The 14011-nt window shown below is 73.4% G+C and carries 11 protein-coding genes; 5 read left to right on the top strand and 6 right to left on the bottom strand.

All coding sequences use genetic code 11. From position 1 onward, the window contains the following. The first annotated feature begins 14 nt into the window (after window positions 1-14). The 4 genes from V5O46_RS13690 to V5O46_RS13675 all read left to right on the top strand — a co-directional run bounded on the left by V5O46_RS13690 (window position 15) and on the right by V5O46_RS13675 (window position 4386). On the top strand, window positions 15-1439 hold the full coding sequence (locus tag V5O46_RS13690) for a TQXA domain-containing protein (RefSeq protein WP_332884846.1): 1425 nt from the start codon (window positions 15-17) through the stop codon (window positions 1437-1439). 137 nt (window positions 1440-1576) lie between these two features. After that, window positions 1577-3241: an energy-dependent translational throttle protein EttA gene (gene ettA / locus V5O46_RS13685; protein WP_332884845.1), complete on the top strand. Its 1665-nt coding sequence runs from the start codon at window positions 1577-1579 to the stop codon at window positions 3239-3241. 6 nt (window positions 3242-3247) lie between these two features. Next, complete coding sequence (locus V5O46_RS13680) at window positions 3248-3676, top strand: acyl-CoA thioesterase (protein WP_332884844.1); 429 nt, start codon at window positions 3248-3250, stop codon at window positions 3674-3676. After that, window positions 3673-4386, top strand: a complete 714-nt coding sequence (locus V5O46_RS13675; RefSeq protein ID WP_332884843.1) for a hypothetical protein — start codon at window positions 3673-3675, stop codon at window positions 4384-4386. Before V5O46_RS13680 ends, V5O46_RS13675 begins: the two co-directional genes overlap by 4 nt. On the opposite strand, the gene V5O46_RS13670 is transcribed toward V5O46_RS13675, so the two are convergent. Further along, window positions 4373-4507: a hypothetical protein gene (locus tag V5O46_RS13670; protein WP_332884842.1), complete on the bottom strand. Its 135-nt coding sequence runs from the start codon at window positions 4505-4507 to the stop codon at window positions 4373-4375. The genes V5O46_RS13675 and V5O46_RS13670 overlap by 14 nt on opposite strands. Before the next feature lie 246 nt (window positions 4508-4753). Then, window positions 4754-5167: a globin gene (locus V5O46_RS13665; protein ID WP_332884841.1), complete on the bottom strand. Its 414-nt coding sequence runs from the start codon at window positions 5165-5167 to the stop codon at window positions 4754-4756. A gap of 88 nt (window positions 5168-5255) precedes the next feature. Between V5O46_RS13665 and V5O46_RS13660 the strand changes: the two genes are divergently transcribed. Continuing rightward, window positions 5256-6266 (top strand): methyltransferase domain-containing protein, encoded by a 1011-nt coding sequence (locus V5O46_RS13660; protein ID WP_332884840.1) that lies wholly within the window; start codon window positions 5256-5258, stop codon window positions 6264-6266. An 80-nt stretch (window positions 6267-6346) separates the two neighbouring features. On the opposite strand, the gene V5O46_RS13655 is transcribed toward V5O46_RS13660, so the two are convergent. The 4 genes from V5O46_RS13655 to V5O46_RS13640 all read right to left on the bottom strand — a co-directional run bounded on the left by V5O46_RS13655 (window position 6347) and on the right by V5O46_RS13640 (window position 14010). Further along, window positions 6347-7693 carry an FHA domain-containing protein gene (locus V5O46_RS13655; protein WP_332884839.1) on the bottom strand — a complete coding sequence of 449 codons (1347 nt, stop codon included), beginning with the start codon at window positions 7691-7693 and terminating at the stop codon, window positions 6347-6349. A 48-nt stretch (window positions 7694-7741) separates the two neighbouring features. Then, window positions 7742-9088, bottom strand: coding sequence for a vWA domain-containing protein (locus tag V5O46_RS13650; protein WP_332884838.1), 1347 nt, complete (start codon window positions 9086-9088; stop codon window positions 7742-7744). A gap of 128 nt (window positions 9089-9216) precedes the next feature. Further along, the gene (locus V5O46_RS13645) at window positions 9217-10602 is read right to left on the bottom strand and encodes a PP2C family protein-serine/threonine phosphatase (protein ID WP_332884837.1); all 1386 of its coding nucleotides are present in this window, start codon (window positions 10600-10602) and stop codon (window positions 9217-9219) included. 378 nt (window positions 10603-10980) lie between these two features. Beyond that, entirely contained in the window at window positions 10981-14010 is a 3030-nt protein-coding gene (locus tag V5O46_RS13640) for a serine/threonine-protein kinase (RefSeq protein ID WP_332884836.1), read from the bottom strand. Between the last annotated feature and the right edge of the window lies 1 nt (window position 14011).

Raw genomic sequence — 14011 nt, 5'->3', positions numbered from 1 at the left:
CGAAAGGAAATGTGGTGCTCTTCTCGTTCTCCGTGCGCTCCGTGACCGGGCGAGCCGCGGCGCGTCTGGCCGCCGTGACGGCGGTCTCCGCGCTGGCCGCCACCGCTGTGGTGACCGGCGCCGGCCGGGCCGTCGCGGACGGCACGGCGCCGGGCCAGGGCGGAGCGACCGCCACGATAGACGGCCTGAAGACGTACGGCGCCGCGGTGATCCACGGCGACGCCGGCGACCAGGAGGTGTCGGCGGGTCTGTTCGAGATGTCCGTCGAGGGCGGCGGCACCCTGCAGACGTACTGCGTCGACATCCACAACCCCACCCAGAAGGACGCCAGGTACCGCGAGACGTCATGGAGCGGGACCTCGCTGGGGGTCAATGAGGACGCGGGCCGGATCCGCTGGATCCTGCAGAACTCCTACCCGCAGGTCAACGATCTCGCGGCGCTGGCGAAGAAGGCGGGCGTGAGTGGCGGGCTCACCGAGCAGGACGCGGCGGCCGGCACCCAGGTGGCCATCTGGCGCTACTCGGACGACGCCGACGTGGAGGCCGTCGACCCGCAGGCCGAGCGGCTCGCGGACTATCTGCACCAGCACGCCCGCGACCTGGGCGAGCCCCGGGCGTCGCTCACCCTCGACCCGCCCGCGGTCTCGGGCCGCCCCGGCGCACTGCTCGGCCCGGTCACGGTGCACACCGACGCGCGCCGCGTGACCGTGACCCCGCCGGCCGACTCGGCCACGAGCGGTGTGCGGATCGTCGACCAGGACGGCCAGGCCGTCACCTCCGCGGCCGACGGCAGCCGGATCTACTTCGACGTGCCCGAGGACGCCCCGGCCGGCACGGCCGCGCTGACCGTGCAGGCCTCCACGACCGTCCCGGTCGGGCGTGCCTTCGCCGCCGAGAGCCGCAGTCAGACCCAGATCCTGGCCGGGTCCAGCGAGTCGACGGTCTCCGCGGTGGCGAGCGCGACCTGGGCGGAGCAGGGCGCGATACCCGCGCTGTCCGCCGCCAAGAACTGCGCCGAGGGCGGCGTGGACATCACTGCCGTCAACAAGGGCGACGAGGCGTTCACGTTCGGGCTGATGGGGGCCGAGCACACCATCGCGGCGGGCGAGACCCGCACGGTGACCGTGCCGCTCCAGGAGGACCGCTCCTACGACTTCACGATCCGCGGCCCCGGCGGCTTCGAACAGCGCTTCACCGGCGTCCTCGACTGCCGGACGCAGGGCAGCGCGACGGGCGGCGAGGCGACGCAGACACTGAGCGAGCCGAGCCCCGCCACGGTCGGCGGCACGGGCACGGACCCGGACCCGGACACCAACCTCGCCGAGACCGGCGGCTCGGGCGTCACCCCGCTGATCGGCGGCATCGCCCTGGCCCTGCTGATCCTCGGCGGCGGCACCCTCCTGGTCGTCCGCCGCAGGGACACCGCGACGCGGGACTGACCGACGTACCGCCACTCCGGCCACGAAACCCCAGGTCGGAGCCACCAGAACCGACGGGTTTCCACCCAGGGCTGGCGGTACGGCAAGATGGGGTGTATCTGCCCACTGCCAGATTTCAAGCTGCCGGACGGTTTCTCTTGGCTGAGTTCATTTACACCATGCGCAAGGCGCGCAAGGCGCACGGCGACAAGGTGATCCTCGACGACGTCACCCTGAACTTCCTCCCCGGGGCGAAGATCGGCGTCGTCGGCCCGAACGGTGCCGGTAAGTCGACCGTTCTGAAGATCATGGCGGGGCTGGAGCAGCCGTCGAACGGTGACGCATTCCTCACTCCCGGTTACACCGTGGGCATCCTGCTGCAGGAGCCCCCGCTGAACGAGGAGAAGACGGTCCTGGAGAACGTCCAGGAGGGCGTCGCCGAGATCAAGGGCAAGCTCGACCGGTTCAACGAGATCGCCGAGCAGATGGCGACCGACTACTCCGACGAGCTCATGGACGAGATGGGCAAGCTGCAGGAGCAGCTCGACCACGCCAACGCCTGGGACCTGGACGCCCAGCTGGAACAGGCCATGGACGCCCTGGGCTGCCCGCCCGGCGACTGGCCCGTCGTCAACCTCTCCGGCGGTGAGAAGCGCCGCGTCGCGCTGTGCAAGCTGCTGCTGGAGGCGCCCGACCTGCTCCTCCTCGACGAGCCCACCAACCACCTCGACGCCGAGTCGGTGAACTGGCTGGAGCAGCACCTCGCCAAGTACGAGGGCACGGTCGTCGCCGTCACCCACGACCGGTACTTCCTCGACAACGTCGCCGGGTGGATCTGCGAGGTCGACCGCGGCCGGCTGCACGGCTACGAGGGCAACTACTCCAAGTACCTGGAGACCAAGCAGACCCGCCTCAAGGTCGAGGGCCAGAAGGACGCCAAGCGCGCCAAGCGGCTCAAGGACGAGCTGGAGTGGGTGCGGTCCAACGCCAAGGGGCGGCAGGCCAAGTCCAAGGCGCGACTGGCCCGCTACGAGGAGATGGCCGCCGAGGCCGAGAAGATGCGGAAGCTGGACTTCGAGGAGATCCAGATCCCGCCGGGCCCGCGTCTGGGCAACGTCGTCGTCGAGGTGAACAACCTCAGCAAGGCCTTCGGCGAGAAGGTCCTCATCGACGACCTCAGCTTCACCCTCCCGCGCAACGGCATCGTCGGCGTCATCGGCCCCAACGGCGCGGGCAAGACCACCCTGTTCAAGATGATCCAGGGGCTGGAGGAGCCGGACAGCGGCAGCATCAAGGTCGGCGACACCGTCAAGATCTCCTACGTCGACCAGAGCCGCGAGCACATCGACCCCAAGAAGACGCTGTGGGCCGTCGTCTCCGACGAGCTCGATTACATCAACGTCGGCCAGGTCGAGATGCCCTCGCGCGCGTACGTCTCCGCGTTCGGCTTCAAGGGCCCGGACCAGCAGAAGCCGGCCGGTGTGCTCTCCGGCGGCGAGCGCAACCGGCTGAACCTCGCCCTCACCCTCAAGCTGGGCGGCAACCTGCTGCTCCTCGACGAGCCGACCAACGACCTCGACGTCGAGACCCTCTCCAGCCTGGAGAACGCGCTGCTGGAGTTCCCCGGCTGCGCCGTCGTCGTCTCCCACGACCGGTGGTTCCTGGACCGCGTCGCCACCCACATCCTCGCCTACGAGGGCGAGTCCAAGTGGTTCTGGTTCGAGGGCAACTTCGAGTCCTACGAGAAGAACAAGATCGAGCGGCTGGGCCCGGACGCGGCGCGTCCGCACCGCGCCACCTACAAGAAGCTGACCCGGGGCTGATCGGTCTTGCGGCACATCTACCGCTGCCCGCTGCGCTGGGCGGACATGGACGCGTACGGCCACGTGAACAACGTGGTCTTCCTCCGCTACCTCGAGGAGGCCCGTATCGACTTCCTGTTCCGCCCGGACAAGGACTTCCAGCAGGGGTCGGTGGTGGCACGCCACGAGATCGACTACAAGCGGCAGCTCGTCCACCGGCACGCCCCGGTCGACATCGAGCTGTGGGTCACCGAGATCAGGGCCGCCTCCTTCACCCTCGCCTACGAGGTGAAGGACGGCGACCAGGTCTACGTCCGCGCCGCCACGGTGATAGTGCCCTTCGACTTCGAGGCACAGCGGCCCCGCCGGATCACCGGGGAGGAGCGGGAGTTCCTCCAGGAGTACATGGAGGACTCCGTGAGCACGAAGGACGAGGAGGAGGCCGTCGCCGCATGACGGTGCTCCACCTCGCCGACGAGGGGGAGGCGGCGGATCTCGCGGCCTTCCTCTCCCGGCTGCTCCACTACGACCGGTCGGCCGCGGTGCGGCTGCAGGCATCCGGCACCGCGCTCGCCGTCTTCGGCCGGCCCCCCTCCTTCGAGGTGCTGGCCATCCGCGCGGTGCGGCTGGCCAAGCCGTACGAGAACGGGCTCGACGCCACCCTCGACGTCACCGTCTCCGCCGGTGAGCTGCTGGAGTCGGTGGACGAGACGGGTGCCACCGCCACCGTGCCCGGCGCGGTCACCGGGCCACCGTGGGCGGGCGTGCTGCCGCCGCGCGGCGGCTGGCGGACCGAGCCGGGCCTGCCGCCCCTGGACGCGCTGCGTGCGCTGGTCGCCGCCGGGGTCGCCGAGTTCCGACGCCGCACCCAGGAGCTCGCCCCCGAGGAGCGGACCAGGGCCGCCCTCGACCGGATCGGCCGCGACATCTGGTCCCGCACGGTCGGCGACACCGGGCTGCCGGTACGGGCCGTGCACGCGGCGCAGTCACTGGGGTTCCTGCGGCCGACGGGACCTTCCGGACCGCAGGGATCCGCGGGGCCCGCGGGATCCCCGGGCGGCCCCGGGCTGTTCTCGTCCGGCGTATGGCTGCGGCTGCGGACGCCGTACGGGTCCGTCGCCGTCCGCCGGGCCGGGACCGGCACGCTGGGCATCACCGTCGGCTGAGCCGCGAGCCGTCCAGCGCCGGTGCCGCGTCCGGGGAGCCGCCGGACAGCAGCACCGTCGGCCGGGCGGCCTCCGCGGACAGCGCGGCCCGGTCCACGACCAGGAAGCCGGTGCCCGGCACGGCCGGGGTGCGCGGTCCCGGACGGCAGCGATGCCGTAGTACAAGCTTCCGGCGGTGCTGTCGGACGGCATCGGGCCGGGGGTAAGCGCTTGTAGCGTGGGTCTGACGGATCGAGACCGGATTCCGGCGACCGGATTCCGCGCGCCAGGCGTCCGTGACCGCAGGGTCAGCCGCTGATCGGGGGCGCCGACCAGGGTGTCGGGCGCAGACCGGAGTGTCAGGCGCAGGCCGGGGCCGGGGCGGTGCTCATCCGGGGGCGTTCACCATCGAGGCCGCGGCATACGTCAGGTACTTCCACAGCGTCTGCTCGTGCTCCTCGGACAGGCCCAGCTCGTCGACGGCGGCCCGCATGTGCTTCAGCCACGCGTCGTGCGCCGCGCGGTCCACGGTGAACGGGGCGTGGCGCATGCGCAGCCGCGGGTGGCCGCGGTTGTCGCTGTACGTCGTCGGACCGCCCCAGTACTGGATCAGGAAGAGCGTCAGCCGCTCCTCCGCCGGGCCCAGGTCCTCCTCGGGGTACATGGGCCGCAGCAGCGGGTCCTCCGCCACACCCCGGTAGAAGTAGTGGACGAGCCGGCGGAAGGTCTCCTCCCCGCCGACCTGCTCGTAGAAGGTCTGCTCCTGAAGCGTGCCGCGCCGAATCTCATTCACACCGTCCATGGTCTCAGACGGGTGGACATAGGTCTCAAGGCTTAGGACCACCCCCGCGGGGGGCCACTTGCTGTGCAGGGCCGCCTACTGTGGAGGCATGGGCGGGCGCGCTGCGAACCACAGCGGGTACGACGAGCACCTGGACGGCCTGGCCGCCTCCGCGCGGGCGGCGCTGGTCCGGGAGATCGAGCTGAGCGGGGCGTGGGCGGACGACCCGGTGTGGCGGGAGGCCTTCGAGGCGGTCCCGCGCCATCTGTTCGTGCCCTACTACTACGTCCCGGCGGTGGGCGTCACCGGTGGCTACGAACGCCGCTGGGGCGAGCACCCCGACCCGGCGGCCCGCGAACGCTGGCTGCGCGGCGCCTACGCCGACACCCCGCTGGCCACCCGGCTGCGCGACGGCGAACTGGTCTCCTCCAGCAGCCAGCCCTCGCTGATGGCGATGATGCTGGCCGCGCTGGAGATCGCCGACGGCCACCGGGTCCTGGAGATCGGCGCCGGTACCGGCTACAACGCCGCCCTGCTCGCCCACCGGCTAGGCGACGACGACCTGGTCACCACCGTCGATCTGGAGCCGGAGATCACCGAGTCGGCCCGGCGGCACCTGGCCGCCGCCGGCCACCGACCGGTCGTCGTCACCGGCGACGGAGCGCGCGGGGTGCCCGAGCGAGCCCCGTACGACCGGATCATCGCCACCTGCTCCCTGCCCGCCGTGCCGCGTGCCTGGCTCGCCCAGTGCCGGCCGGGCGGCGGGATCCTCACCCCGTTCGCCACCGGTCTGCTGGTGCTGACCGTGCAGGACGCCCGGCACGCCGAGGGTCGCTTCCTGCACACCCCCGCCTACTTCGTGCCGCTGCGCGGCGGCGAGCGGTCCGAGCCGGGGGTGCCGGGGCTCGGCGGGGTGCCGCGCCGGGCCCGGAGCGACGACCTGTTCCGGTTCCTGCTGGCGCTCACCCGCGGCAGCCTCGACCCACAGGAGGCCTACGCGCTGTGGGAGCGCGAGGGCGCGCCCCGGCGCGAGCGCTACGGCGTGACCGTCAGCGGGGAGCACGCCTGGGCATGGCTGGACGACCCGGAGGGACCCTACGTCTGGTCCCTGCCGGCCTGACAGGCCCTCCCGGCCCGGCCGGTCCTTCCTGCTCCACCGCCCTGCCGGCTGACGGTCCTTCCCGGCCCGGCCGGGTCCGCTCAGCGGCGGCGGACGGTGATCGTCGTCCAGGCGCCGACGTGCACCCGGTCGCCGTCCTGCAGCGGTACCGGCACGAACGGCTGGATCGGCTCCTCGGCGCCGTTGACCGTCGTGCCGTTCGTCGAGTTCTGGTCGACGACGGCCCAGCTGCCGTCCGGCTGCTGTACCAGGACCGCGTGCTGGTGCGAGACGCCCGGGTCCTCCGGCGGCACCGACAGGTCGATGTCGGGGGTGTCGCCGGTGGAGTGGCGGCGGCGGCCGATGGTGATCTGGTTGCCGGTGAGGGTGCGCTGCTGCTCGGGCGAGTACGCCGGCAGGTTCAGGCCCGCGGCCTCGGGGCCGGAGCGCTGCATCATCGCCATGAAGTACTCGCGGTCCGGGCCGATGGTCGCGGTCCAGGTCGTCGGATGCTGAGGCGCCTGCGGCTGCTGCGGCTGCTGCGGCTGATGGGGCGCCTGCGGCTGCTGGGGCTGCTGCGGGAAGCCGGGACCGGGCGGCGGCGGGGGCGGGGCCTGGGTCGCACCGGGCTGCGGATAGCCGTACCCGCCGCCCGGACCGGCGCCGTTCGGCCCGCCGGGAGCGCCACCGGGGGCTGCGCCGGGTCCGGTGGACGACGGCGGGGAGAGCAGCCAGTCGTCGTCACCGCCGCCGAAGGAGGGGCCGCCCGGCTGCTGCCGTCCGGTCTCCTGCGGGAAACCGGGCGGGGCCTGCGGGGCCGACTGCTGGAAGCCGTGCGGAGCGCCACCCGGGACGCCCGGACCGGTCTGTCCGGCACCGGGACCGCCGGGACCGCCGGGACCGCCCGGCGCACCGGGGCCGCCACCGGGTCCCATGGGTGCCCCGGGAGCAGGCGGCGGGGGCGGTGGTCCCGGCCGGGACGCCTCGTCGCCGAAGCCGGCCGGACCCGGCGGGATCGGCTCGGCGGGGCGGTTCACCTGCGAAGGGCGGGAGCTCTGGTAGTCGTAGCCCTCACCGCCGCCGTAGGACGGGCCGGGGCCCGGCGGCGGCTGCTGGAAGCGGACCGCCGGGCCGGGCGCGGGCGGGCGCGGGGCGGCCGGGGTGTACGAAGTGGCGGTGTTGGTCAGGAAGTTCCACCGGCACTCCTCGCAGAAGGGCGCGCCGCCCTCCCGGGGCGTGCGGCACTGCGGGCACAGCTGCGGCTCCGCGCCCGGGCCGCCGGGACCACCGGGAGTACCACCGGGACCGCCCGCCGGTGGCGGGAAGCCGTAGCCGCCCGTCGGGGGCGGCGGCGGGGGAGGCGGCGGCACGGCACCGGCCATGCGGTGACCGCAGACCTCGCACCAGTCGTCGGAACCCGACTGGTGTCCGTTCGGGCAGGTCGGCATGTCGGTGCTTCCCCCTCTTGCGGAGCTACCCGCGTGTGATGGTCGGTGTCACTTCTTGACGCGAACCGTCTTGGTCGACCGGGTTTCGAGAGTCATCTCGTCGGCCTCCTCGACCTTCGCCTTCAGTCGCACAGTACCTGCCGCCGCGTCGACCACGTCCACCACCTTCGCAAGCAGTTTCGCAGTATCCGCGTTTCCGGAGGCTCCGGCGAGCTGAACCGCGCGGCCCAGTTTGGCCGTTGCTCCGTCGATGTCTCCCGCTTTGCGTAGTTCCAGCCCTTGTTGGATGGCCTGTGCCAGTTCGGCCTGGCCGGTGTAGTGGGCGACCTGGGGGTTGATCGAGGTGGAGGCGACCATGTCGTCGGTCCACACCGCCCGTACCAGACCCTGTGCACCGAGGTTCTGCACGCTCCCGTCGGACTGCGGGACGACCAGCGAGACCCGGGCGGCGAGCATCTCCCGGCCCAGTCCGGCGGGCGGCACCTCCACACACAGGTGGTAGTCACGGGACTCGTCGCCCCAGGAGCCGGTGGGATAGTCGCCGGCCCGCGGGCCCGCCTCGGTGCGGCGCCCGGTCAGCTCCTCGACCGTGGGGGCGACCTGCTTGACGAACTTCACCGTGGTGTCGACCGGGGTCCACAGCCGCAGGGCGACGTCCGCGACCTCCTTGCCCATGGCCGTCTCCATCATCCGGGTGAAGTCGGCGGCCAGGCCCGCCGGATCGGCGACGATGTCGGCCGAGCCGAGCAGGGCGGAGGCGATCCCTGTGACTTCTTTCACTTCCCAGTCGGTGCCCACGCCCCGGGCGTCGCAGGTGAACCGCCCGGCACCGGCGTCCAGCGCCGCCTTCAGCTCCTCGGGCGTCTCGTGCTCGTTGCGGCCGTCGGTGAGCAGGATGCCGTGCCGGATGGCGACCTCCGGGGAGGCCAGCAGGCGGTCGGCAAGCCGCAGCCAGGTGCCGATCGCCGTTCCCCCGCCCGCGCTGAGTCTGCGCAGCGCCTGCTTGGCCTGCTCCCGGGTGGTGGCGTCGGCCACCGCGAGCCGGCCGCCGCCTGGATAGACCTCCTTGGCCACATGGGTGCCGCCGATGACGCAGAAGTGCACGCCGTCGCGGAGGGTGTCGATCGCGGCGGCCGTCGCGTCGCGTGCGTTGCGCATCTTGGTCGGCGGGTAGTCCATCGAACCCGAGCAGTCGACCATGATCGCCACCGCGGCGGAGGGGCCCTGGCCGGGCGAATAGAGGTGCGGTGCCGCGACCGCGCTGCCGATGGTGCCGCCACCGGTGGCGGTGACCGTCACGATCGCGTTGACCTCGTGTCCGCCTTCCGGCAGATACTCGTTCTGGTAGACGTCCACCGAGAACTGCGGCACGTTCGGCTTCGAGAAAATGGCCATGCCCGATCGCATCCCCCTCGACCTCGCATCCCCCACGACGGTGGGGTGACGGCTGACCGCGGACCGCCCCCTGCGGTCCGCGGGAGGCCGGCCTCCCCTCGGGCGTACGCGGCCTCCGGCCGGTATACCTACCCCTGCGGCGGGGCCGGGAACGGCAGCACGGCCACTGTTACGTTGTCGTGGCCGCCACCGTCCAGGGCGTGGCCGACCAGTACCCGGGCGCCGTGCAGCGGGCGCTCGGCGGCGTCGGGCGGGACCGCCTCGGCCATCTCCTCGGCCGCCTCCGCGTAGTTCCACAGGCCGTCGGTGCACACCACGACCACACCGGCCCGGTCCGGCTTGAACGACGTGGTGTGCGGCTCCAGTTCGTAGGCGTCGGCGCCGAGCCAGCCGGTGATCGCGTGGGCGCGTTCGTCGGCGTACGCCTCGGCCTCGTTCATCAGTCCGGCAGCGACCATCTGTGCGGCCCAGGAGTCGTCCTCGGTGAGCCGGGCGGCCGGTGCGGAGCGGTCCACCGGGACCCAGTAGACGCGGCTGTCGCCGACCCAGCCGACGACCAGCAGCCCGGCGGTCACCACGGCGCCGACCAGGGTGCAGGCCGGGGCGTTCTGGTGCGGGGCGTGCTCGCGGGCCGTGGCCGGTTCCTCGGCGAGGGCGTTGACGGCGTGCGAGGCGGCGACGATCGCGTCGTGCATCGCCTGCTGGGGGTGGGTGCCGTGCGGCAGGGCGGCGAGCAGCGACTCGCTCGCCGCGCGGGAGGCGGCCAGGGAGGCGTCGTCGGGGCGGGTGGCCGAGGAGACGCCGTCGCAGACGATGGCGACGGACGCGGGAGTGCCGTCGGGCAGGGCGGTGTGGCCGACGCAGAACGCGTCCTCGTTGCGGTGGTGACGCAGCCCGCGGTCGCTGACCGCGGCGATCGGACCGGACTCCTGCTCCATATGGTCGCGTTCGCGGGGCTGGGCGTGCCCGCAGTTCTCGCAGTAGCCGTCGTCGTCGACCCGGCCGGCCCGGCAGGCGACGCACACCGGCTCACCGGGTACGGGCGGGGCCGGGGGTGCGGGCGGGGCCGGAACCTCCGCGGCCCGGCGCGGGTCCGGCGCCTGGAGGGGGTAGTCGTCGGGCTCGGGCGGCCGGTGGAAGCGCACCCCGGAACCCGGTTCCCGCGCGGGCGGCAGCGGAGTACCGCCCGAGTCGGTGCCCTGCAGATCGGTCGGCAGATGCACCGGTGCCGGACGTCCGGAGGAGTCCGCGCCGGTGGGTGCCGGCCAGTCGTGCCCGGGCCGTCCGGGGCCGCCGGGACCGGCGGAGGCGGCCAGCCCGGTGGGGGCATCGGGTTCGTACGGCACCGACGGTCCCGTGGCTTCGGCGGCGGCGCCGGGTCCGGGTCCGGGTCCGGGGGGAGCTTCGGGGCCGACGGGTCCTGTGGACCCGGTGGGTGCTGTGGGTCCGCTGGGCGCTGTGGATCCCGCCGGAGCCGCGGGAGCGGGGGGTCCGGCGGGACGGGAGGGCTCCATGGGCCCGGCGGGCGCTGGAGGTTCGGTGAATCCGGCGGGAGTACCGGGTCCGGGGGGAGCGGGGGGACTCAAGGGCCCGGTGGGCCCCTGGACGGAGGGGGAGGGGCCGGTGGCTCCGGTCGAACCCGTGAGCCCCGTGGGTCCCGTCGGCCCGGCAGGACTTCCGGTGGCACCGGTGCCGCTGCCGGAGCCGTGCGGGGCGGCGCCCGGCGGACCGGGGGGCGTCGCCGCGCCGTTCATCGTGATCGTCGGGTCGTCCTGCGGCCGCTCGGGCACGGCGGACAGGTCGTATCCGCACGCTCCGCAGAAACGGTCACCCGACTCGAGGGGTTCCTCGCAGCTCGGGCAGGCAGACAACTGGGGCATCTGCGACATCAACTACACCCACGTTCGGGGGCGGTAACGGTTGGCACGTTCCACCAGGTCGATCCTCTCCTCGCCGCCCCGCGCCAGCCGGGCCAGCGTGCGGTACGAACGCTCCAGGCCGAAGCGCAGGCCCCGCTCGTCCAGGCCGCTGCCGAGCAGCGTCCGTCCCCCGGCGGCGGAAGGGGCGGAACCCTGGCCACCGGAGAGTACCCAGTCCAGCGCGCAACCGAGGACTTCGGCCGCCAACTGCTCGCGGCGCGCCGGGTCCAGACCGTACACGTCCAGCGCCTCCACCTGCCCCGCCGCCGCGGTCAGGTCCTCCAGGAAGGGTACGTCCGCGCCGACCGCCGTGCGCTGCCGCAGCCGGGCCCGCACCGCCGCCACGCGCGCGGCCGTGTAGTGGATGGACGCCTCGGGCACCGATTCCAGGGTCCGTACGGCGCCGCGCCGGTCGCCCGCCGCCAGCTGCACCCGGGCCAGCCCGAACGCGGCGCTCACATGGCTCGGGTCGGCCGCCCACACCAGCCGGTAGTACTCGGCGGCGTTGTCCAGCTGCCCCAGCACCTCCGCGCAGAGCCCGAGCGCCAGCTTGGGCGCGGTCTCCCCGGGGAAGGCGTCGTAGACGGCGTCGAAGGCGAGCGCGGCGCCCGCGTGGTCGCCGGTCACCAGTGAGGCCACGCCCCGGTACCAGACCACCCGCCAGTCCTCTGGCCGCTCACCCTCCAGCGCGCTCAGGGCGTCCAGGGCGGCCGAAGCGTCGCCCTGCTCCAGCCGGGCCCGGGTCTGCCGCAGCCGGGTCTCGACGGACGGCGTCTGCACGGCGGTCAGCGCGCCCAGCAGCTCACCCGGCGCGGAGGCCGTCAGGCCCGCCAGGAAACCGGCGTTGGGGTCCCCGGGGTCGACCCGGAGGAGAGGCAGGGCGAGTGCCGCGTGCGCGGTGTCGACGGGTCTGACCAGGCTTGCGGTGCCGTACCGCGAGCCGCTCCCGTCCGGCGCGGCGGCGGAACCGACGGCCGTAAGAGCCTCGGACACGCCGGGCGTACGGGCCCCGGGCACACCGGCCGCACCCGGCACGCCGGGGTCACCTGCCGCAGCGGGCCGGCCACCCCGCGCGGCCTCCTCGGAGCGGCCGGCCGCGCCGCCCGGTCCATGCGGACCGTACCCACCCCCGATGGCACGCCCCGAACCGCCGGACATCCCCGAACCGCCGGACATCCCCGAACCGCCGGACATCCCCGAAGGCCCGGACGCCGCCGACCCGGGCACCCCGGAGACACCGTGCGTACCACCGGGCGCGACTGCCCCGGACGTGCCGGCTCCGCCAGTCGTACCTGATGTGCCGGATGCGCCGGACTTGTCGGCTCCGCCAGTCGTACCTGATGTGCCGGACGTGCCGGACGTGCCGGGCGCCCCGCCGGACCCCGCGGACGGGGCCGGCTCTCCGGCGTTCGGCTCCGCCGCGCCCGGGAGCAGCGCCGCCGTCCTCCCGTTGCCGCCGCCCCCGAGGCGCGCGAACAGGTGACCGCGGGCGGTGTGCACCGCCCGCGCCCCCAGCCGCGACACCTCCCCGTCCAGCGCCGGGAACAACTCCGTGTCCGTGACCCTGGCTTCCGGACCGAACAGCGTCGACACCGCGGGCCGGGCGCGGCCCGTCTGCAGCGAGACCACCTCGCGCAGCACCCCCGTCAGCTGCTCCGCCATCTCCTGTGCGGAGGCGAACCGCCGGGCCGGATCGGGGTCGGTGGCGCGCACCAGCAGCCGGTAGAAGGACTCGTACTGCCGGAAGACGTCGACCGTGTCCGGGTCGGGCAGCGAGTCGGCGTACACATTGGTGTAGCCCTGGAAGTCGAAGGTCAGCACGGCCAGCGTACGGCCCACCGTGTACAGGTCGGACGCGACCGACGGGCCGGCGTCCGCGACCTCCGGCGCCTGGTACCCGACCGTGCCGTAGATGGCCGACTCCTCGTCGTCCATCCGGCGCACCGCGCCCATGTCGATCAGCTTGAGCTGGTCCTCGGTCTGGATGGCGTTGTCGACCTTGAAGTCGCAGTACAGCAGATTGCGGCTGTGCAGATGGCCCAGCGCCTCCAGCGCCTCGATGCCGTAGGCGCAGGCCTGCTCCACCGGCAGCGGGTCCCGCCGCCCCTCCGGGGTGCGGCGGGCGTTGGCGATCTCCTTCAGCGACTTGCCGCCGACGTACTCCATGACGATGTAGCCGTCGAGGGAGCCGGTGCGCTGGTCGAGATGCTCGACGAAGTTGTAGATCCGCACGATGTTGGCGTGCTCGATCTCGGCGAGGAAGCGCCGCTCGGAGATGGCCGCGGCCATCGCGTCCTGGTCGCCGGTGTCCAGCAGGCCCTTGAGCACCACCCAGCGGTCGGAGACCGCCCGGTCCACGGCGAGGTAGATCCAGCCGAGCCCGCCGTGCGCCAGACAGCCCGCGACCTCGTACTGGCCGTGCACCACGTCCCCGGCGCTCAGTTTCGGCACGAACGAGTAGGGGTGCCCGCATTTGGTGCAGAAACCTTCCGTGCGGCCCGGACGGTCACCGCGGGCCCGCCCGACCGGTGCCGCGCAGTCCGACCGCGAGCAGAACCGCTTCCGCTCCGGCACCTCGGGGCGGTCCAGGACCATCGACTGCGGGTCGGGCCGCGGGATCGCCGGGACCTGGACCAGGCCCGCGCCCAGCCGGCCCCGGGTGGTGGAACCGGCCGCGGAGCCCGAGCTGCGCACCGACACCGAGCGGCCGGTGGACGCGCCGGACAGGGCGCGTGAGAGCCGGCCCGACACCGAGCGGCGGGACTTCGACGACTGTGACGAGGTGCGCGAACTGCGACTGCTGGGGCGGGAACCGCCACTGCCCTGCGAACCCCGAGACCCCCTGCCGCCGCCGGTCACGCCGGTGGGCACCGAGCCGACCATGCCGGACGCGGACACCACCGGCGCCAGTCCGCAGGTGTCGCAGTACAGCTCGCCGCCGCCGACGTCCTCGTAGCGGCCGCCGCAGCCGGGGCGCTGGCAGGATCGCTGTGCCTGACTCATC

The sequence above is a fragment of the Streptomyces poriticola genome (genome assembly GCF_036689765.1).
Classification (GTDB): domain Bacteria; phylum Actinomycetota; class Actinomycetes; order Streptomycetales; family Streptomycetaceae; genus Streptomyces; species Streptomyces poriticola.
This window is presented reverse-complemented; position numbering and strand designations above follow the sequence as displayed.